Below are 20278 nucleotides of genomic sequence, written 5' to 3' on the forward strand. Positions count from 1 at the left end.
CGGCCCGTCAGAGACGGAAGCTGCCCATCTGCCGCGCCAGGTCATCGGCCAGGCGGCTGAGCACCTGGCAATCCTCGCGGCAGGACCGCACTTCACCGGCGGTGGCACCCGCCAGGTCGGCGATGCCCTGGACGTTGCGGTTGATCTCCTCGGTGACCGACGACTGCTCCTCGGTGGCGGCCGCCACCTGGTGGTTCATGTCGCTGATCTTCTCGATCTGCTCGGTGATCGCCGACAGGGAGCTGCCGGTGCGCTGGCTGGCCTCGACACCGGTGCCGGTGGCCGACTGGCCGGCATGCATGGAGGTCACGGCCGTCTCGGCGCCGGACTTCAGGCGCTGGATCATCTGCTGGATTTCGTCGGTGGACGACTGGGTGCGGCTGGCCAGGGTGCGCACCTCATCGGCCACCACGGCGAAACCACGGCCCATCTCGCCGGCGCGGGCCGCTTCGATGGCGGCGTTGAGCGCCAGCAGGTTGGTCTGCTCGGAGATGCCACGGATCACCGCCAGCACCTGGTCGATGGACGCCACCTGGGTGGCCAGTTCGGTCACCGCGCCCGCGGCGCCGCTGATCTCGCCGGACATGCGCTCGATATGGCCGATGGATTCGCCCACCACCTTGCGCGCCTGCAGCGCCTCGTCGCGGGCCTGCTGCGAGCTGAGGGCGGCGTTGCCGGCGTTGCGGGCGATCTCCTGCACCGTCAGGCCCATCTCGTGCACGGCGGTGGCGACCATATCGGTCATCTCCTGCTGCTGCACGGCGCGGCCGGCGGTGTTGTCGACTACGGTGGCCACCTGGCCCACGGCGGTACGCAGGCTCTGGCTGGTGGACAGGACTTCGGCGATGAGGCTGCGCTGGCCTTCGAGGAAGCGGTTGAAGCCCCGGGCCAGGTCGCCCAGTTCGTCGGCGCGGTTGTCGTTCAGGCGTCGGGTCAGGTCGCCGCCGCCACCGCCGATCTCCACCAGCGCGGAGGTCACCTGGCGGATCGGCCGCACCAGCCCACGGGCGAGGAACACCACCAGCACCAGGAACAGCAGCGCCACGCCGATGCCCACCAGGCTGGTCATCACCAGCGCCTGGCGCGCCTCGCCGTAGATCTCCGCCTCGGGCACCTCGCTCACCAGCACCCAGTCGATGGACTGCAGCGGCTGCGCCAGGGCCAGGAAGCTCTCGCCATCACGCTCGAAGGTCACGGCCTTGCCCTCGCCTTGCAACAAGTGGCGGGCCGCATCGGCACCGGTCAGCTCCTGCAAGGTGCGGGTGTCGTTGAATTCGGACTGCGGGTGGATCTTCACCTTGCCGTCGGCGCTGGCCAGGTAGACGCGGCCGTTCTGGCCGAAGCGGAAGTTGCGGATCAGGTCGCTCATGCCGCTGAGGCTGTAGCCCAGGCCGGCGACGCCCAGGGTCTTGCCGCCGGCGGAGACGCGCTGGTTGATGAACAGGGTCGGCTGGTGGGTGCTGGCGTCGACGTCGATGTCCAGCGAGCGGTCCTTGCTGCCATCGACGAAGCCGTAGAACCAGTTGTTCTCCTGCGGGCCGCGGGTCAGCGTGCGGTTCAGGCCCTTGTCGGTGTAGTAGTTGCCCGAATCCAGCCCCACCAGGAAGGTGGTCAACGCCTTCTGCTGGCCCTGCACGCCCGACAGGTAGCGGACGAAGTCCGGCTGCCGCGCGGCGTCCTCGCCGGCGCTGAGCCAGTCATGCACCAGGCTGTTCTGGGCGATGCCCTGGGCCGCGGTGAGCGGCTCGGCCAGTACCCGCTCGAGGTCGTTGCGGATCGCCAGCGTGCTTTTGGGCAAGGCTTCACCCACCAGGTAGCGGTCGGTGAGGCGGTTGACCACGGCGGAATAGATTCCGACCACGATAAGGATGCTGGCCAGCAGGGCTGCGCCCATGCTGAGGATCAGCTGCCACTGAATACTGCGTTGCCAGAGGCGCATGGAGGTGTCTCCTTGGAGTTTTTATAGGGGCTCGGTGAGGACGGCGGCAGATTGTATACAGAGAATCGGACAATTAATCCGGCTGAAATGTACAAGCTGTTATCGCCCAAGGGATATCCCTACTTGAGTCCAAACTCATTCGATCACGCGGAACTCCAGACGAGCGGTAGCGCCGGCTTCGTCCAGCAGGCTCAGCTGGTGCCGGCCGAGGCCTTCGATCACTTGGTCGAAGGCGGCATCGGCGGCGCTTTCACCCAGTGGCTGGCCATCGAGGAACCACCAGCGCCGGCCACTGCCGCCAAGGGCCGAGAGGCGCACCCGCAGCGGCCCGTCACTGGCCGCCGGGCGCCGCAGCTGCCCGCCGGCGCGGAGGCCGACGATGGTCAGCGGCGCGGCCGCCGGCGGCAGGGGCGGCGGGCAGGTGGGCGAAACCGCCGGCAGCAGCGCCGAACGCCGCTCGCGCCGGGGCAACCAGGGCTCCAGCGGGGCGGGCCAGAGATCGAGGTCGCGGCGCGTGGCGCCCGGGCAGTCCGGCGCGGTGCGCAAGCCTTGGGCGTCCAGCCACAGCGGCTGGCGCAGGCCGAGGCCCAGGGGCTGGTCGGCGGCCTGCAGGGTCGGCGGAACGGTACCGTCGAGGGTCCAGGCGAAGCGCTGGCGGCGGCAGTTGGGGTCGCCCTGGGGCAGCGCCTGCCCGAGGGGCCAGCAGATGGCGGCGATGCCCACCGAGGCGGGCTTTTCATCCAGCGGCTGGGCGAGGCCGCGCTGGGCGTCGCGGTTGAGCAGCACATCGTGCACCTGCACCAGCAAGGGCGCTGCCGAGGCCAGGCCGAACTGGCCGGGCACCGGCGTGCCGTCGGGGCGGCCGATCCACACGCCGACCAGGTAGCGCGGCCCCACGCCTATGGCCCAGGCGTCGCGGAAGCCGTAGCTGGTGCCGGTCTTCACCGCCAGCGCCGGGCGCATGGTCGGCAGCGCGTGCGGGTCACGCTCGGGCTGCGCCTGGCCGGAGAGGATGCGCCGCACGATCCAGGCCGCCCCGGGCGAGAGCAGGCGCTTTTCGCGCAGGCCGTCGTCGGGTTGCAGGCGCGGTGCAGCGGCGCGGCCCTGACGGGCGAAGGCGGCATAGGCCCCCACCAGGTCTTCCAGGCGCGCGCCGGCACCGCCGAGGATCAGCGCCAGGTTCGGCTGCGCGCCCGCCGGCAGCACCAGCGGCAAGCCGGCGCTGCGCAGCTCGCCGGCGAAGCGCTTCGGCCCATAGGCTTCCAGCAGTTGCACGGCGGGCAGGTTGAGGGAGGTGGCCAGGGCGTCGCTGGCCGCCACCGGCCCGCTGAAACCACTGGAGAAGTTGCCGGGGCGGTAGTCGCCATAGCGGCGCGGCACGTCCTGCAACAGGGATTCGGAGTGGATCAGCCCGGCGTCCAGGGCCATGCCATAGAGGAAGGGCTTGAGGGTGGAACCCGGCGAGCGCAGGGCGCCGACCATGTCGACATGGCCAAAGCGGCGGGCGTCGTCCATCTCCACCGAGCCCAGGTAGGCGCGCACCGCCATGGTCGAGTGCTCCACCACAAGGATCGCCGCCGAGGTGCGCTCAGGCAGGCGCGCACGCCAGCCCAGCAGCAGGTCCTCCATGCGTCGCTGCAGGGTCGCGTCCAGGGTGGTGCGGATCAGCGGCGGGCTGCCCGGCCGGTTCAGCCGTCGCGACAGCAGCGGCGCCAGGCTCGGCTCCCGGCGCGGCGCCAGCAGCACCGGTTCCTCCAGTGCCTCGTCCACCGCCACCTGGGGCCAGATGCCGTAGCCGGCGAGGCGCTGCAGCACCTTGTTCCGGGCTTCGGTGGCGCGCTGTGGGTGGCGGTCCGGGCGCAGGCGGCTCGGCGCCTGGGGCAGGACCGCCAGCAAGGCGGCCTCGGCACGGGTCAGCTGGCTTGGCGGTTTGCCCAGGTAGGCCCAGCTCGCCGCAGCCACCCCCTGCAGGGTGCCGCCGAACGGCGCGCGGTCCAGGTAAAGGGTGAGGATTTCGTCCTTGGACAGGTGCCACTCCAGCTGCAGCGTGCGCCACAGCTGGCGCAGCTTGCCGGCGAAGGTGCGCGGGTGCGGGTCCAGCAGCCGCGCCACCTGCATCGACAGGGTGCTGCCACCGGACACCACGCGCCCATCGCTGAAGTTCTGCCAGGCCGCACGGCCCAGGGCCAGCGGGTTGACCCCGGGATGACGGTAGAACCAGCGGTCCTCGTAGCCGAGCAGCGCCTCCAGGTAATAGGGCGAGACCTGCTGCGGGGTGACCGGGTAGCGCCACACGCCTTCGGCATCGGCGAAGCGCCACAGCGGCGTGCCGTCCTCGGCCAGCACCACCCGCGCCTGGTCGTCCGCCGGCAGGGGCAGCGGGAACAATCGGTCGGCGCACCAGAGCAGCGCCAGGAGCAGCAACGGCAGCACAACCCAGCGGCGCTTCAGCAGGCGACGGGCACGGTGCAAGGTGGAGGGGAACGACAAGAATGAGGGCTCCGAAATGGGACCGTGCGACAGGCCGCTTCGAGGCGACCTGATGATGGGTTTCGCTTCGCTCTACCCATCCTGTGAATGAGCGGCACGTTCGCGGGAATGACGGCACCTGACCGTCACCCTCGCGAACACGAGGCCTACTCGAATAGCCTCAGCGTGCCTTGACCACCATTTCCTCCGGCGCATCGCCCAGTGCCTGCCATTCCGGGCGGTACATCGACTCCACCTGGGGCGGCGGCACGCGGTAGCGGCCGGGGGTTACGGCGCGGGCCAGGTACAGCAGGTGGGTGCGCTCGTACTCGCGGATATCCACCGCCGCGACGAAGCGGTCGTCACGGAATTCCTGGTGCTTGATCGCGGCGTTCTGCATCGCTTCCTGCCACTCCTTAACCTCGCTGCTGGCGTCCTGCAGGCTGGCGGCGCTCTGCCCCAGGTTCTGGTTCTCCGGCTCCAGGCCGGCGGGCAGCAGGTCCACCACCAGGCCGTCGGGCGCGCGCATCTTGGCCTCGATGCCGATGTGCACCAGCACCAGCTGGCCGCTTTCCAGGTTGCGGATATCCAGCGGCTTGCCGTCCATGCCCAGGTACTCGCGGTGGATGGTGAAGTTCTCACCCCCCGCCTTGGGCGCCTGGCTCGGGTAGCCGGACAGGGTCAGGCGCTGGTAGAGCGGCGCCTTGGTCTGGCTGGCCAGGGTCAGCGGTTCGGCCAGTTGCGCCTCGTCCAGCTTGAGCCCGCCCCGGTTGTTGTCCAGGGCATGACGCTGGCCGGCCACCTCCAGGCTGGCCTGCCATTGCGGCTCGGCCTTGCCCAGCAGGCTGCGGCCGGCGAGGAACAGCGAGTTGCGCTCCTGGGTCGACAGCCACTCCTTGGAGGCCAGCAGGTCGGCGAGATCGAACAGCAGCGCCTCGCGGCGATCAGCGGCGAGGTCGTTCTCTTCCAGCAGGGCGAGGATCATCGCCTGGTCACGCAGGCGGCTGCCGTAGTCGTCGAGCCAGAAGGTGTCGTCGCGCTGCACGGCGAGCCCGGCGTCCAGGGCCAGGTCGGCGCGGGGCTGGTCGCCCATGGCCTTGAGGGCGACGGCCAGTTGCACCAGCGGCAGGCCGGAGCGGGAATCGGCGCGGCGCTCGTACAGGCTGCGCAGGGCCCCCAGGGGCGCCTGCTGGCTGCGGGCGAGCACGTAGCCGGCATAGGCCTGCACGGCAAAACGGCTGTGGCCGGGGTACTGGCTGTAGGAGACCTCGATCAGGCTCGGCTCCTGCAGGTAGCGCAGCAGGCGCTCGTTGGCACGCTTCAGCGGTTCGGCGGGCACGGCGAAGCCCTGGTCACGGGCGCGCAGGAGGAAGTCGCTGACATAGGCGGTGAGCCAGTACTCCTCTTCGCTCTCCGCGCTCCACAGGCCGAAGCTGCCGTTGTAGCGCTGCATGCCCAGCAGGCGCTCGATGCCGATTTCGATGGCGCGGCGGCGCGCTTCGTCCTTCTCACCTTCGATGCCCAGGCGCGACAGGGTCGCCGCGTCCGCATAGAGCGAGGGGTAGAGGCCGCTGGTGGTCTGCTCGGCGCAGCCGTAGGGGTAGGCACGCAGGGCGCGGATCTGCTCGCCGATGTTCAGCGGCGGGCGCGAGGAGACGGCCAGCAACGCTTCACGCCCGGCCGGCTCGAAGGCGTCCAGGGTGCCGGCGGGCAGGCTCCAGCTGTCGCCCTTGAGCACCGCGCGGAAGTTCTTCACCAGCGCCGGCCAGGCCGGGCGGATGCCCAGGGTCCAGTCACGGGCGAAGGGTTGCAGGGTTTCGCCGGGCAGCTCCATGCCGTTGACCGAGACCTTGAGCCGGCCCTGCCCGTAGCCACCGAGGGCGCGCACCGGGATGCGCAGAGTGGTGCGCTGGCCGTCGGCCAGTTGCAGCGGTGCGGTCTGGCTGCCGGGGCTGTCGGACAGGCGCAGCTGGCCTTCTGCTTCCAGGCGCACATCCAGTGCCTGGGGCTTGCCGGAGAGGTTGGTCAGGTCCAGCGCCACGGTGGTTTCGTCGCCACCGGCAAGGAAGCGCGGCGCCGAGAGTTCGGCCACCAGGGGCGCGGCCACCACCGTCTTGGCTTCGGCCATGCCGTAGCGGTCGTCGCTCCAGGCCTGGGCCATCAGGCGCAGTTCGCCGTTGAAGTCGGGGATATCGAGGCTGAGCTCGCCCTCGCCCTGGTCGTCCAGGGTCAGCGGCACGCTTTGCAGCGCCACCAGGCGCACCTGGGTCTGCGGACGCTTGCCACCGGCGGTGAGGCCGGCGTCACCGCCAAAGGCGATGGATGCCAGGCGCCCCAGCCCCGCTTCGATGAGCTGGCCGTAGACGTCGAGCTGGTCGGCGCCATAGGCCTTGCGCCCGAACAGCGCGGCGAAGGGGTCCGGCGTGGCGTAATTGGTGATATTGAGGATGCCGACATCCACCGCGGCGACCAGCACGCGCACCTGGCGCGCCGGGCTGCCATCGGCGTTCCTGGCTTGCACATGCACCGCCAGCGGCTGGCTGGGGCGCATCTTCTCCGGGGCGCTGAGGGTCAGCGCCAGCTTGCGCTGGGCCCGGTCGATGGGCAGGTGCAACAGGCCGACGGCGCGGCGCGGGGTGACCCGCTCCTTGCGCTCGCCGGGGCGTACCACCAGGGCGCTGACGTACAGGTCGTGGCGCGCCCATTCGCGGGCAATGGGGATCTCGAAGGCCTTGCCCTCGGCGGGTACCTCGATGCTCTGCCACCAGAGCGGGCCGTCGGCCGACTCCACCAGCAGGTAGCCGCTGCCGGCCGCGGGCGGGGTGACGGTGACCTTGGCCACCTCGCCTTCGCCGTAGGCGGGCTTGTCCAGCGCCAGCTTGACCTGGTCGGGGCGCACCGCGCCGCCGTCGGTGTTGTCCTGCCAGCGGTAGCCGGCCCAGAAGCGCAGGCTGCTGATGACACCGCTTTGCGGGTCTTCGACCTCGACGCGGTAGGCGCCCCACTCCACCGGGAAGCTGACCTTGGTGGTGCCGTTGGCGGCGACGTCGACCAGCTGCTCGTCGACGTTCAAGAACTTCTCGTTGTAGTGGTAGCTCCAGCCTTCGCCGTCGGAATAGTTCCAGTAGTAGTCACGGCGCTCGCGTACCAGGCGCACCTTGAGGCCCTTGGCCTCCAGCTTGTTGCCGGCCGGGTCGGCCACCAGCAGCTCCACCTCGGCAAGGCTGTCGGTATCGACCGCCTCACCGTCGAACAGGGTGCGCAGGCCGGGCATGCGCGGTGCCGGCCAGACCGGCTGCTGCAGGCGCCGGGTGATGGGGCGGCCGCCGGTTTCCTGCAGGCTGGCCTGGAGGGTGAGCTGCAAGGGCGAGCGGGCGCTGGCCCAGCGGCTGTCGATTTCCAGGGCGCCCTTGCCGGCTTCGTCGAGGGTGGTTTCATCCAGCTCGATGTCCTGGTTCAGTTCCTCCTCGGTCACCGAGCCGAACTGATAGCCGGGCAGGCTTTCCACCGCCTCGCGCAGGGGACGGACGTAGAGCTGGCCCAGCAGGCGGTTGCCCGAGGCCGGCGCGCCGTAGAGGTAACGACCTTCGACCTGGAAGCGCGCCGCGTCGTCCGGCGCCAGGGGCTCGTCGCTGCCCTTGAGCTCCAGGGCCAGGCGCTCGGGGAGGAAGTCCTCGACCGAGAATTCGTAGAGTTCCTTGTGGCCGTTGCCCAGGTCCATCAGCAATTGCCAGCGGCCGGTAGGGGAGTCCCCGGAGAGCGCCAGCTGGTACTGGTAGAGCCCGCCTTCGTCGGGGTTCCAGACGAAGCGGCGGCTGACCTGCTCGTCCGGGCGGCGCACCTCGACCGTCACCGGCTGGCCCGCCACCGCGCGGCCGTCGCCGTCACGCAGCAGGGCGTTGAGCAGCACGGTCTCGCCGGGGCGATAGAGATCACGCGGGCCGAATACGAAGAATTGCAGCGGGGTGGCCTGGGGCCCGGTGATGTCGAATTCGGAGAGGTCCAGCGAGGGGGTATCGAGACGCAGCACGCTGGTCTGTTCGCCCTGGCGCGCCAGCAGCACGCGGGCCTCGCCGGTCAGCGGCAGCTGGGTATGGCCCTGGCCATCGGTCTTGCCCTTGGCGAGGACCTGGCCCTTGTCGCCGAGCAGTTCCAGTTCGACCTCGGCCTGGGCCTTGCCGCCTTCCAGGGCCTGGGTGAAGACGTCCAGGCGGTCCTGGTAGCGGTGGGCGGAGAGGCCGATGTCGCTGAGGCTGAACAGGGTCGCCGGGGTGTAGTAGCTGTAGCTGCCGGAGCGACGCATCACCGCGACATAGACGCCGGGCTGCTTCATCGGCTCGAGGCCGGCGATGGGCAACAGCAGGGTTTCGCGGGTGTTGCGTGCCGGCTTGAGGTCGAAGCGGCCGGTGTAGACCAGGTCCGCCATCTGCAGCAGGTTGTCGGCCTCCCAGACGCCCAGGGTGCCACGGCGGCCCCATTGGGCCAGCAGCGCGGGCAGCGAATCGGCGTGCACGCGGAAGAAGTCCACGTCCACCGCGTCGACGTTGAGGGCGATCACCGGCAGCCCTTCGGCGAGGCGGGTGGGCAGCAGCGAGCCCTGGCTGGCGAAGCCGACCGTGGCCTGCAGATCACGGGTCTGCAGGTGGGTGACGCTCTCGGCGGCCAGGCGCGCGTCGTTGACCGCGCGCACGCCGGGGTCGACGGTCAGCACCAGGTTGCGCTTGGGCTCGAGGTGGCGCAGGCGCAATTCCATGAGGTTGTCGGAGAGCTCCCAGGCCCCATCCACCTTGCCGCGCTCGCTGTCCACCAGGTGCAGGCGCTCGGCGAACGGCTGCTCCGGGTCCAGGGGCACGGAGAAGGTCACGGCCAGCGTGCTGGAGCCGTCGAGCTGGGTTTCGGAGACGTCCACCACCTTGAGCTCGCGGCCGGCGAAACGCTTGGCCAGCGCCCCGACATCGGCCGGCGCGCGCTGCTCCTGGGCGGCGGCAGGCGGGGCGGGTGGCTTCTCGGCGGTGTGTTCGGGGGTGGAGGAATCGCAGGCGGCAAGAAGCCCCAGCGAGAGGGCCAGTAACAATCCTTTGTACGACGACATGGTGACTCCGGGGAGGGGACGCGCAGGTGCGCGCGCGGCAACTATAGACGAGCCCCGGCGGCCGTAAAGCCCCCTTTTTCACGCTTTTGCAACGCTATACTGCGCAGCCCTTCCGGAGCCTCAGAATGCGCGCCTTTCTCGATGCCTGGCGGCACGTTCCCACCCATCGCCGGGTCTGGGCGCTGGCCGCGCCGATGATCCTGTCCAACATCTCCGTGCCCCTGGTGGCGCTGGTGGACAGCACCGTGGTCGGCCACCTGCCCCATGCCCACCAGCTGGGCGCCGTGGCGGTGGGCAGCACCCTCTATATGCTGCTGCTCGGGGTGCTGGGCTTCCTGCGCATGGGCACTACCGGCTTCGCCGCCCAGGCCGCCGGCCGCGCCGATGGCGGCGCGCTGCGCCAGGTGCTGCTGCAGGGCCTGGGCCTGGCGCTGGGCCTGGCCTCGTTGCTGGGGTTGCTGGCGGTGCCCTTCAGCAGCCTGGCCCTGGGGCTGATGAACCCCTCGGCCGAGCTGGACGCCATGACCCGGGAATTCTTCCACCTGCGCCTGCTGGGCCTGCCGGCGGCCCTGGCCAACTACGCGCTGGTGGGCTGGTTCCTCGGCACCCAGAACGCCCGGGCGCCGCTGGCCATCCTGCTGGGCACCAACCTGACCAACATCGCCCTGGCGCTGTGGTTCGTCCTCGGGCTCGACCTGGGCGTGGCCGGCGCGGCCCAGGCGGCGGTGATCGCCGAGTGGACGGGGGTGGCCATCGGCCTGGCGCTGACCCGTGGCGCCCTGCGCCGCCACCCCGGGCGCATCGACTGGCCGGCCCTGCGCCTGTGGCGCGCCTGGCGCCCGCTGCTGACGGTGAACCGCGACATCTTCATCCGCTCCCTGGCGCTGCAACTGGTGTTCTTCCTGCTGACGGTGCAGGGCACGCGCATGGGCGACGCCACGGTGGCGGCCAACGCCCTGCTGCTCAACGGCCTGCTCGTGACCGCCTACGCCCTGGACGGGCTGGCCCATGCGGTGGAGGCCCTGTGCGGCCACGCCATCGGCGCGCGCAACCGCCTGGAACTGCGCCGCGCGCTGCTGGTGGCCGGTGCCTGGTCGTTGCTGGCGAGCCTGGCCTTCGCGCTGTTCTTCGCCGTGGCCGGGGGGCTGTTCATCGACATGCAGAGCGACATAGGGGAGGTGCGCGCGGTCGCTCACGTCTATCTTCCTTATCTGGCGGTGCTGCCGCTGGTGGCGGTGTGGAGCTACCTGCTGGACGGCCTGTTCATCGGCGCCACCCGGGCCCGCGAGATGCGCGATGCCATGCTGCTGGCGGTGGCACTGAGCCTGCCCCTGGGGGGGCTGCTGCAGGCACAGGGGAACCATGGCCTATGGCTGGCGTTCCTTTGTTTTATGCTGTTGCGCGGCCTGAGCCTTGGCGCATTCGCCTGGCGCCTGTCCCGAAGCGACGCCTGGTTCACGCATGAGAACTGACTGGAGGAATCCCATGCTCGCCGCTCCGTGCTTCCCCGAAGAAGATCGACGCCAGAAGGCCCTGGATGAACAGGACATCCTGGACACCCCCGCCGAGCTCTACCTCGACACCCTGGTGCGCCTGACCCAGGAGCTGTTCCAGGTGGAAACGGTGCTGATCAGCCTGGTGGACCGCAACCGCCAGTGGTTCAAGGCACGCATCGGCCTCGAGGCCGCGGAAACCCCACGCGACATTTCCTTCTGCGGCCACGCCATCCTCGGCAACGGCCCGCTGCTGATTCCCGACGCGCGCACCGACGCGCGCTTCAGCGACAACCCGCTGGTGGTGGGGGGGCCCTTCATCCGCTTCTATGCCGGCCAGCCGCTGTTCTCCAGCAATGCGCTGCCCATCGGCACCCTGTGCATGCTCGACCCCAGGCCGCGCACCCTGAACCAGCAGGAGCTGTTCCGCCTGCGCGACCTGGCGACCCTGGCCGAGGGCTACCTGCAACTGCGCGGCATGGCCCAGCAGACGCAGAACCTGCGCCGCGCGGTGGACCGCGAGCAGCGCAAAGCCCTGATCGACCCGCTGACCCAGCTGTGGAACCGGGGCGCCCTGTCGCAGTTCTTTCCCAAGGAAATGGCACGGGTGAACAAGGCCGGGCTGCGCCTGGGGGTGATCTACGCCGACCTCGACCACTTCAAGCGCGTCAACGACCAACACGGCCACGCCGCCGGCGACCAGGTGCTGTGGGAAAGCTCGCGGCGCATGGCCGCGACGCTGCGCCCCGACGACCTGCTGATGCGCATCGGTGGCGAGGAGTTCGTCGCCCTGGTGGCGGTGCATGATGGCGAGGAACTGAACCATATCGCCGAGCGCCTGCGCCATTGCATCGCAGAGAAGCCGATGCGCGCCGCCGGCCAGGAACTGGCCCAGACCCTCAGCGCCGGCACCCTGCTGGTGAGCCCCGAGCAATCGCAGAACGAAGCCCTGGACCTGGCCGACCGGGCCCTGTACCGGGCCAAGCAGAATGGCCGCAACCGCGTGGAGAGCGCCAACTGACGCGGCGGCCCCCTATAAGAAACACCCCTGATGACCTGAAGGAGTTCACATGGCTCAAGCCATTGCCGCGTACCTGCACTACCTGTCGATCTTCCTGCTGTTCTCGCTGCTGGTCCTGGAGCACCGACTGTTCAAGCTGCCCCTGGACCTGGAGCGCGCGCGCAGCCTGATCCGGGTGGACATCGCCTACGGCCTGAGCGCCGGCCTGGTGCTGGCCACCGGCCTGGCACGGGTGCTGTGGTACGGCAAGGGCACCGAGTACTACCTGAAGAACAGCCTGTTCCACGCCAAGATCGGGCTGTTCATCCTAGTGGCGCTGCTGTCCGCGCTGCCGACCTTCGTCTTCCTCAACTGGCGCAACGAACTGAAGGCCGGCCAGGTGCCCCAGGTCAGCCCGAAGACCGCCAAGCTGGTGATCATGGCGATCCGCCTGGAGCTGTTGCTGGCGCTGGTCATCCCGCTGCTGGCCGCGCTGATGGCGCGCGGGTTCGGCGTGATCTCCTGATCGTCACGTCGCTCGCGCCGCGCCTTGCTCAGGCGGGAACGCCGGGGAAAGGCGCCGCCGCGAAATAGGGGTTGTTGGCCAGGCGCGCCCGCGCCTGCTGCAGGGTTTCGGCCACCACCTCCGGGCCCTGGGCCAGGCCCTGCAGGTGGACGAACTCCACATGGTGCAGGCCGATCACACCGAGGATGTGGCGCAGGTAGGGCGAGAGGAAGTCCGCCTGGCTGGCCTTGGCACCCAGGTAGTTGCCACCGGAGCTGACCACCACGAAGGTCGGGCGGTCTTCCAGCAGGCCTTCCTTGTTGCCATCGACCATGGTGAAGCTGCGCTGGATGCGCACCACGTAGTCCAGCCAGAGCTTGAGCGCCGCCGGCACCATGTAGTTGTGCATGGGCGTGGAAATCACCAGGTAGTGGGCGCTCTCCACCTCGCCGATCAGTTGCTCGGACAACGCCAGGGCCGGGTCCTCGCGGTGGGCGCGGCCGGTCACCGCCCGGGCGTAGTCGCCACACAAGGGCAGCAGCGGTTCACGCACCAGGTTGCGCACGGTGATCTGGGCGTTGGCGTGGATGCGCTCAGCCATCTCCCGGGCCAGCTGGCCACCAGGGGACGCGTCTTCATTGGGGCTGCATTCGATCAGCAATACACGGGGCATGATCAGTCCTCCTCGGGACGGAGCGTGGGGGTGGGCAATGGCCGGCTGAAGTGCAGGCCGGTGGACAGCAGGCCCTGGCGGAAATAAAAGCGCTGCGCCAGGGAATTCGCCAGTGCCGTATCCAGCACCAGGCGCTGGCAACCGAGCTGGCTGCCGATCAATGCCAGCTCATCCAGCAACTGGCCGCCGAGCCCCTGGCTGCGTTGTTGCGGGTCGGCCACCAGGTCGTCGACATAGATGAAGCGGCCGTGGATCAGGTTCTCCAGTTCGCGGTAGCCAGCCAGGGCCAGCACCTGGCCGCCACGCCAGGCACCCAGCAAACGGTAACCCTGCTTCGCCTGGCGACCCACGCGCTGGATGAACACCTCGGGGTCGGGCAACTGCGGGCGCAGCGCCTGCATCACCGGGAAGGCCGCGCGCAACTGTGGGTCGCTCTCCAGGTGCAACAGTTCGATGGGGCTGGGCTGATCGGGCATGGCCGCTTTCCTCTTCGCTGGGAGCCGCTACTCTAGGCAGGCCATGGACCAGCAACCAGGGCCAAGAATCATCGAAATGACTGGGACATGAGCATGCCGAGCAGCCGCCTACCCTTCCACCTCGACCGCGACCTGGGCACCCCGGTGTACCTGCAGTTGTACCAGCGCTTCCGCGAGGCCATCGAGCAGGGCCAGCTGCAGCCCGGCGCCCGGGTGCCGTCGCTGCGCAGCCTGGCCAGCGAACTGAACCTGGCGCGGGGCACGGTGGAGGTGGCCTACCAGATGCTGATCGCCGAAGGCTACCTGCTGGCACGCGGGCCCGCCGGGACCTGCGTCTCGCCCCGGCTGACCCCGGCGCCCCGACCCACCTTGCGCGCCACCCGCCCGGCCAGGGCCGAAAGCCCTCACATGGCAGAGGCCTCGCCCCAGCCCTTCCAGCTCGGCCTGCCGGCCCTGGATGCCTTTCCACGCAAGCTCTGGGCACGCCTGGCGGCCCGGCGCCTGCGCGAGCTGGGCGGTAGCGCACTGATGGTGCCGGACCCTGCCGGCCATCTCGCCCTGCGCGAAAGCCTGGCGGGCTACCTCGGCATCTCCCGGGGCATCCACTGCCGGCCCGAGCAGGTGTTCATCACCGCCGGCCACCGCGCCAGCCTGGCCCTGGTGCAGCGCGCGCTGATGCGGCCGGGCGAGGCCATCTGGCTGGAGGACCCCGGCTACCCCCATGCCCGCCAATTGCTGGAAGGGCTCGGCGTGCGCGGCGTGCCAGTGCCGGTGGACTGTGAAGGGCTGCGGGTGGAGGACGGCCTGCACCTGGCACCCGAAGCGCGCTTCGCCCTGGTCACCCCCACGCACCAGAGCCCCACCGGGGTGGCGCTGTCGCTGCCCCGGCGCCTGGCACTGCTGGAGCGGGCGCGGCAGACGCAGGGCTGGGTGATCGAAGACGACTACGACAGCGAATACCGCTACCAGGGCCGGCCGCTGCCCGCGCTCAAGAGCCTCGACCGCGACGGCCGCGTGCTCTACACCGGGACCTTCAGCAAGGTGCTCTACCCCGGCCTGCGCCTGGCCTACCTGGTGGTGCCGGAGCGCGACGTGGTGCGCTTCCGCGACATCGCCGCGCTGTTCCTCGGCGGCGGCAGCGAACTGCTGCAGGCGACGACGGCCGACTTCATCGACCAGGGCCACTTCGTCCGCCACCTGAAGAAGATGCGCAGCCTCTACGCCCGCCGCCGAGCCCACACCCGCGAGGCGCTGCTGGAACATTGCGGCGAATGGCTGCGCATGGACCCGCAGGCCGGCGGCATGCACCTGCTGGCCCGCCTCGCTGCGGGTAGCGACGATCGCCACATCGCCGGGCGTGCCCAGGCGGCGGGGCTCGCCGTGATCGCGCTGTCGCCCTGGTACCTGGGCGACGGCGGCGCGCCGGGGCTCTTGCTGGGCTTCACCAATGTCGCCACGGCGGAAGAGGCAAGGGGGTTGGCAGGAAGGTTGCGGGAGGTGTTGGAGGGTTGTGGGCAGCCAAGCGAATGAATTGGCTGTGCTGGTCGTTGTGGACTCAACGCAAAGGCTCAAAACGGTGCTTCTAGGGCTTTTCTGGACTCATGGCACACCCACCGCATGGGTTTCGCTTCGCTCTACACCATCCTACGAAAGCCGCCAGCCGCAGCGCTCGCCAAATGGTGATGCGCACATCAATGCAGAAAGTTGAGCACCAATCTTGAAGCAGCCGCCAGACGCCCCTTCAGGAGGCCGAGCGTAATCATCGTTTCAGGGGTTGAGCGACATGGATGTCGCGAGAGCCGCGATGGGCCAGGGATGGCCCTTCGCGGCGCGCCCCTGAAACGATGATGGAGCGAGGGAACCCGACGTAGTCGGGCCGGATGCAGGGGCGAGCGCTTTTGGTTACTTTTCTGTGGTTCGGCATCCCGACGATTGAGAAAAGTGACTCGCCCGGCAAGGCGAAACAGAAACCATCAGCAAGACTCGGCAATCAACCGGGCTCCAAATCCTCTAGCAACACTTTACGCAGACAGCGCCAATGAATTCGCCCCTACAGGGGATCGCGCGAGCTGTGGGTGAGGTGTCGAGCCTGAAGCTTCATCGCGAATGAATTCGCTCCCACAAAAGCAGGGCGGATAGCCGCCCATGAAAAAGCCCGGCGCTGGGCCGGGCTTTTTCATGGTGCGATGGATCAGGACGACAGGTAGGACGAGCGGGTCAGGCCGAGACGCAGGGCGTCGACGTACTGGGTGCGCTCGCGGGCGCTGAGCTTGGCGCCGGAGACCTTGTCGCGGTAGAGCGCCATCAACTCCTCGGGGGACAGGTGCACGTAGCGCAGCATGTCCTCGATGGTGTCGTGGGTCTCGATGCCGCCGTGGTACACGCTGCCATCCTCGCGCTGGTAGACGTTCACCGAGTCGGTGTCGCCGAACAGGTTGTGCATGTCGCCGAGGATTTCCTGGTAGGCACCCACCAGGAACACGCCCAGCAGGTAGTCCTCGCCCTCGCGCACTTCGTGCACCGGCAGGCTGGTCTCGATGCTCTGCTCGTCGACGTATTGCTTGATCTTGCCGTCGGAGTCGCAGGTCAGGTCCTGCAGCACCGCGCGGCGCACCGGCTCTTCATCGAGGCGGTGCAGCGGCAGGATCGGCAGTACCTGGCCGATGGCCCAGGTGTCCGGCAGGCTCTGGAACACGGAGAAGTTGCAGATGTACTTCTCGGCCAGCTTGTCGTTGAGCTCGTCCAGCACCTGGCGGTGGGAACGCTGGCGGGCCTTGAGCTGGTTGTGCAGGCGGCGGCAGATGGCGAAGTAGGTCTGCTCGGCCAGGGCTTTCTGCGCCAGGGTCAGCTTGCCTTCGGCGTACTGGGTGGCGGCGTCGCTGATGTAGTGGGTGGCGCGCCAGTAGGTCTCGGTGACCATCTCGGCGTCGGTCGGGCCCAGCAGGTCGGCGAGCCAGCGGACGATCTCCGGCTGCTCCTCGAGGTTGGCGATCTTCGGCACTTCGTCGTTGTGGCGCTCGACGTCGGTCACCTGCATCACCAGCACGGCGTGGTGCGCGGTCATGGCGCGGCCGCTCTCGGAGAAGATGTGCGGGTGCGGCAGGCCCTGCGCGTCGCAGAACTCCTTGAGCATGCCCACCACCACGCCGGCGTAGTCGTCCATGTCGTAGTTGATGGAGCTGGCGTTGCGCGAGTGGGTGCCGTCGTAGTCGACACCCAGGCCGCCGCCGACGTCGATGTGGTCGACCGGCAGGCCGAGGCTGCGCAGCTCGGCGTAGAAGCGGATGGCTTCCTTGAAGCCGTGCTGGTAGTCGGCCAGGTTGGCGATCTGCGAGCCCATGTGGAAGTGCAGCAGGCGCACGCCCTGCTCGATGCCGGCCTTGCGGAAGCGCTCGACGACGGACAGCAGTTGCGCGGCGGAGAGGCCGAACTTGGATTTCTCGCCACCGGTGTCAGCCCACTTGGAGGAGGCCAGGGACGACAGGCGCACGCGCAGGCCGACCTGGGGCGCGACCTTGAGTTCGGCAGCCTCCTCGATCACGAACTGAACCTCGGACTCCTTCTCGATGACGATGAAGACGTTGTGGCCGAGCTTCTGCCCCATCAGCGCCAGCTTGATGAACTCGCGGTCCTTGTAGCCGTTGCAGACGATGGTGCCGCCCTTGGGCGCCAGGGCCAGCACGGCGAGCAGCTCGGGCTTGGAGCCGGCTTCCAGGCCGATGGAGACGTCCTGGGTGGCGATGATGTTTTCCACCACCGCTTCCTGCTGGTTGACCTTGATCGGGTACAGCGCGGTGTAGCGGTTCTGGTATTCCAGGCGCTCGATATTGGCGTCGAAGGCGCCGGTCAGCTGGCGTACGCGGTCCTGCAGGATGCCGGGGAAACGCACCAGCAGCGGCAGGGACAGGCCGGCCTCGCGCAGGGCGTCGACCTGTTCGAACAGGTCGATCGGCTCGCTGACGGCGCCACTCGGGCGGACTTCGACGCGGCCGGCGTCATTAATCGCGAAATAACCGGCGCCCCAATGGCGGATGCCATAGACACTGCGGCTGTCGGCCACGGTCCAGCTGCTGCCATCGTCCTTGCGCGTGCGTCGTGCAGACATCGGATTCCCCCTGTGGGATAGAAAAGAGCCAGGCCCGCCGGTCATGTGGGGCGGGCTTGGGCAGATTAATTCGGTCGTGTGACGTTGGGGTGTTGACCGCATCAGCTGCAGTCAGTTTAGAAAGCCGGTGATCAACCGCCGGATTTCTTGGCCTTGAAGCCGCGCTTGGCGAGCTCTTCGAGCAGCAGGTCCACGTGATCGCCCTGGATCTCGATCACACCGTCCTTCAGGGCGCCACCGGTGCCGCAGCGACGCTTGAGCGCGCTGGCCAGCTCCTTGAGGGCGTCCTCGTCGAGCGGCACGCCGCTGATACTGGTCACCGTCTTGCCACCGCGGCCCTTGGTTTCCCGGCGAACACGGGCAATGCCGTCGCCAGCGGGCACGGAGGCTCGCTTGCAAACGCAGGCGTCAATGGGCTGGGCGCAGTCCGGGCAATGCCGGCCGCTGTCGGTGGAGTACACCAGGCCGCTTAATGCGGCGAAGGACGAAGCTTTCTTGACCACCGGCTTTCCTCGTAGGGGTCAGGATAGCGACTGGTCGGCGGGAACCGACCGCGAAGCCCCACTCTGGCAGGGGCAGCGCAGACCCGGCGGGGAAGCCGGGCTTGAAAGGCGGCGAAATTTAGCAGCATTCGGCGCGAATGCTAAGTACGAAATTGCGCCATTGATCGACAGAATAGCGACCTACCCGCCTCGCTGTGCAGCATCCCGCACGAAAGGGTCCGGAATATCGCACAAACCCGCGCCTGGCGCGGGTTCGGCAGGGGAAAATGGGGTGCCCACAGGTTGGCATCGAGCGAGAGCGGCGGGCTGAAGCCCAGCCTACGGCCAGCGATGGCACTTCGTAACCCGGGGCGCCGATCAGTGGATGAGAAAAGCGTCATCCACCCTACTCAGGGCATACCGTCGCGCCTGGGTCAGGTGTCGAGGTAGAGCTGCAGGGCGCGCTGGGAGTCGGGGCAGCAGGGCTGCAAGGCAGCGGCTTCCGCCAGGTCGACGAAACGGGCTTCGAGCACCTCTTCCGGCTGCAGCCGCAACGGCGCATCGGAAACGGCGGAGAACACCGCGCACCACAGGCGGTTGCCCGGCTCGTCGAAGAAGAAGCGCCCGTGCTCCACCAGCGGCACGCCAGCGATGCCCAGTTCCTCTTCCAGCTCGCGCTCGGCGGATTCGGCGTAGCCCTCCCCGGCGGCGACCATGCCGCCGGCGGCCAGGTCCCAGTAGCCGGGATACACGGCCTTGCTCAGGGCGCGCCGGTGCACGCAGAGGCGCCCGGCGGAATCGAAGAGGAGGATGAAGGTGCCACGGCCGATCAGGCCGCGCTCGCGCAATTCGGCCCGGGGCAGTTCGCCGAGCAGGCCATCGGCCTCGTCGACCCAGGCGATGCGCTCGGCATCGGAGGCGGCACGGTGCGCCGCCTCGCGTTCGCTGATGGCCATCAACCCTGCTCGAGCAACTGGCGCAGGTCGATGATGGCGGCGTTGGCGCGGGAGATGTAGTTGGCCATCACCAGCGAGTGGTTGGCCAGCACGCCGAAGCCGCTGCCGTTGAGCACCATGGGGCTCCACAGCGGTTCCTGGGCGGCTTCCAGCTCGCGGATGATCTGCCGCACGCTGATGGTGGCGTTCTTCTTCGCCAGCACGTCGGCGAAGTCCACTTCGATGGCCCGCAGGATGTGCGACAGCGCCCAGGCCTGGCCACGGGCTTCGTAGAAGACATTGTCGATCTGCAGCCAGGGCGTCTCGACGATCTCCTCGCTGACCTTGGGCACCACGCCTTCCTGGGCTTCCAGGGCCTTCACGTCGGTGTTCAGGCGCACCCGGCCGACGCTGGCGGAGAGGCGCTGGGACAGCGAGCCGAGGCGCGTGGCAACGTCGCCCAGCCAGTTGTTGAGGTTGTCGGCGCGGGTATAGAACTGCGCAGAGGACTGGTTCGGGTCGGAGAGACGGGCCAGGTAGCGGTCCAGGGCGCGGATGCCTTCCTGGTACTCGGTTTCCGATGCCGGCAGGGCCCAGCTCTTGTTGTCGAAGTTGAAGCGCGGCTCGGCACGGGCGAGGTCGACGTCTTCGGTGGACTGCGACTGCGAACGGGCGAAGTCCTTGCGCAGGGCGCGGGACAGGTCGCGGACCTGCACCAGCACGCCGTATTCCCAGCTGGGCATGTTGTCCAGCCAGAGGCCGGGCGGGGCGAGGTCGTTGGAGAGGTAGCCACCGGGCTTGTCGAGCAGGGTCTGGCCGACCTGCTTGAGGGTCTCGACCGTGGTGTAGCCGGTCACCAGCTTGCGCTGGGCACGCTCGGCGGCAGCCTGGGCGTTCTGCTGCACCGGGAACAGCCCGGGTTCCTGGCTCCAGTACCAACCCACGATGATCGCACCCACCAGGTAGAGGCCCAGCAGCGCACCAAGGGCGCGGCTCAGCCAGATTCCGCCCAGGTAGCTGCGCACGTCATCCACCGAATCATCGACGCGATCTCGTGCCTGACCCGCACGCTTCTTCCAGTCCAGCATGGCTATGTCCTTAAACTCGTT

The 20278-nt window shown here is 68.8% G+C and carries 13 protein-coding genes and 1 pseudogene; 4 read left to right on the top strand and 10 right to left on the bottom strand.

Features of this window, described 5'->3' with window-relative positions; translation table 11 throughout:
* Positions 1 to 7 precede the first annotated feature (7 nt).
* The 4 genes and pseudogenes from RTW82_RS31625 to RTW82_RS06335 all read right to left on the bottom strand — a co-directional run bounded on the left by RTW82_RS31625 (position 8) and on the right by RTW82_RS06335 (position 9500).
* On the bottom strand, positions 8 to 745 hold the full coding sequence (locus RTW82_RS31625; protein WP_410478760.1) for a methyl-accepting chemotaxis protein: 738 nt from the start codon (positions 743 to 745) through the stop codon (positions 8 to 10).
* Between the two features lie 129 nt (positions 746 to 874).
* A pseudogene (locus RTW82_RS31630) lies at positions 875 to 1939 on the bottom strand (cache domain-containing protein); the annotation flags it as partial.
* Between the two features lie 135 nt (positions 1940 to 2074).
* Entirely contained in the window at positions 2075 to 4390 is a 2316-nt protein-coding gene (pbpC, locus tag RTW82_RS06330) for a peptidoglycan glycosyltransferase PbpC (protein WP_410478761.1), read from the bottom strand.
* A gap of 199 nt (positions 4391 to 4589) precedes the next feature.
* Positions 4590 to 9500, bottom strand: coding sequence for an alpha-2-macroglobulin (locus tag RTW82_RS06335; protein ID WP_316924579.1), 4911 nt, complete (start codon positions 9498 to 9500; stop codon positions 4590 to 4592).
* 125 nt (positions 9501 to 9625) lie between these two features.
* Here RTW82_RS06335 and RTW82_RS06340 point away from each other — a divergent pair, with 125 nt between their 5' ends.
* From RTW82_RS06340 to RTW82_RS06350, 3 genes are read left to right on the top strand one after another with little or no spacing between them, the layout of a single operon-like run.
* Positions 9626 to 10972, top strand: a complete 1347-nt coding sequence (locus RTW82_RS06340; RefSeq protein ID WP_316924580.1) for an MATE family efflux transporter — start codon at positions 9626 to 9628, stop codon at positions 10970 to 10972.
* Positions 10973 to 10985: 13 nt separating this feature from the next.
* Positions 10986 to 12014: a sensor domain-containing diguanylate cyclase gene (locus RTW82_RS06345; protein WP_316924581.1), complete on the top strand. Its 1029-nt coding sequence runs from the start codon at positions 10986 to 10988 to the stop codon at positions 12012 to 12014.
* Between the two features lie 49 nt (positions 12015 to 12063).
* The gene (locus RTW82_RS06350; protein WP_043246855.1) at positions 12064 to 12519 is read left to right on the top strand and encodes a DUF2214 family protein; all 456 of its coding nucleotides are present in this window, start codon (positions 12064 to 12066) and stop codon (positions 12517 to 12519) included.
* Between the two features lie 28 nt (positions 12520 to 12547).
* On the opposite strand, the gene RTW82_RS06355 is transcribed toward RTW82_RS06350, so the two are convergent.
* A complete protein-coding gene (locus RTW82_RS06355) occupies positions 12548 to 13171 on the bottom strand; it encodes an FMN-dependent NADH-azoreductase (RefSeq protein ID WP_043246857.1) in 624 nt (207 codons plus the stop codon).
* A gap of 2 nt (positions 13172 to 13173) precedes the next feature.
* On the bottom strand, positions 13174 to 13647 hold the full coding sequence (locus RTW82_RS06360; RefSeq protein ID WP_316924582.1) for a GNAT family N-acetyltransferase: 474 nt from the start codon (positions 13645 to 13647) through the stop codon (positions 13174 to 13176).
* 87 nt (positions 13648 to 13734) lie between these two features.
* Between RTW82_RS06360 and RTW82_RS06365 the strand changes: the two genes are divergently transcribed.
* Positions 13735 to 15177: a PLP-dependent aminotransferase family protein gene (locus RTW82_RS06365; protein WP_316924583.1), complete on the top strand. Its 1443-nt coding sequence runs from the start codon at positions 13735 to 13737 to the stop codon at positions 15175 to 15177.
* A 661-nt stretch (positions 15178 to 15838) separates the two neighbouring features.
* On the opposite strand, the gene speA is transcribed toward RTW82_RS06365, so the two are convergent.
* From speA to RTW82_RS06385, 4 genes are all read right to left on the bottom strand, one after another.
* Positions 15839 to 17752 (bottom strand): arginine decarboxylase, encoded by a 1914-nt coding sequence (gene speA / locus RTW82_RS06370; protein WP_316924584.1) that lies wholly within the window; start codon positions 17750 to 17752, stop codon positions 15839 to 15841.
* A 131-nt stretch (positions 17753 to 17883) separates the two neighbouring features.
* Positions 17884 to 18255, bottom strand: coding sequence for a translation initiation factor Sui1 (locus RTW82_RS06375; RefSeq protein WP_021222371.1), 372 nt, complete (start codon positions 18253 to 18255; stop codon positions 17884 to 17886).
* 413 nt (positions 18256 to 18668) lie between these two features.
* Positions 18669 to 19190: an NUDIX domain-containing protein gene (locus tag RTW82_RS06380; protein WP_043246688.1), complete on the bottom strand. Its 522-nt coding sequence runs from the start codon at positions 19188 to 19190 to the stop codon at positions 18669 to 18671.
* Positions 19190 to 20257 (bottom strand): DUF2333 family protein, encoded by a 1068-nt coding sequence (locus RTW82_RS06385; protein ID WP_021222373.1) that lies wholly within the window; start codon positions 20255 to 20257, stop codon positions 19190 to 19192. Before RTW82_RS06385 ends, RTW82_RS06380 begins: the two co-directional genes overlap by 1 nt.
* Positions 20258 to 20278 lie beyond the last annotated feature (21 nt).

The organism is Pseudomonas sp. zfem005, from assembly GCF_032621735.1.
Classification (GTDB): Bacteria; Pseudomonadota; Gammaproteobacteria; order Pseudomonadales; family Pseudomonadaceae; genus Metapseudomonas; species Metapseudomonas solani.

Excerpts from the sequence above, each read along its gene's own strand:
- RTW82_RS06380 (WP_043246688.1), bottom strand. The coding sequence starts at position 19,190 with ATGGCCATCAGCGAACGCGAGGCGGCGCACCGTGCCGCCTCCGATGCC.
- RTW82_RS06360 (WP_316924582.1), bottom strand. The coding sequence starts at position 13,647 with ATGCCCGATCAGCCCAGCCCCATCGAACTGTTGCACCTGGAGAGCGAC.
- RTW82_RS06365 (WP_316924583.1), top strand. The coding sequence starts at position 13,735 with ATGAGCATGCCGAGCAGCCGCCTACCCTTCCACCTCGACCGCGACCTG.
- speA (WP_316924584.1), bottom strand. The coding sequence starts at position 17,752 with ATGTCTGCACGACGCACGCGCAAGGACGATGGCAGCAGCTGGACCGTG.
- RTW82_RS06385 (WP_021222373.1), bottom strand. The coding sequence starts at position 20,257 with ATGCTGGACTGGAAGAAGCGTGCGGGTCAGGCACGAGATCGCGTCGAT.
- RTW82_RS31625 (WP_410478760.1), bottom strand. The coding sequence starts at position 745 with ATGACCGATATGGTCGCCACCGCCGTGCACGAGATGGGCCTGACGGTG.
- RTW82_RS06335 (WP_316924579.1), bottom strand. The coding sequence starts at position 9,500 with ATGTCGTCGTACAAAGGATTGTTACTGGCCCTCTCGCTGGGGCTTCTT.
- RTW82_RS06350 (WP_043246855.1), top strand. The coding sequence starts at position 12,064 with ATGGCTCAAGCCATTGCCGCGTACCTGCACTACCTGTCGATCTTCCTG.
- RTW82_RS06340 (WP_316924580.1), top strand. The coding sequence starts at position 9,626 with ATGCGCGCCTTTCTCGATGCCTGGCGGCACGTTCCCACCCATCGCCGG.
- RTW82_RS06355 (WP_043246857.1), bottom strand. The coding sequence starts at position 13,171 with ATGCCCCGTGTATTGCTGATCGAATGCAGCCCCAATGAAGACGCGTCC.
- RTW82_RS06345 (WP_316924581.1), top strand. The coding sequence starts at position 10,986 with ATGCTCGCCGCTCCGTGCTTCCCCGAAGAAGATCGACGCCAGAAGGCC.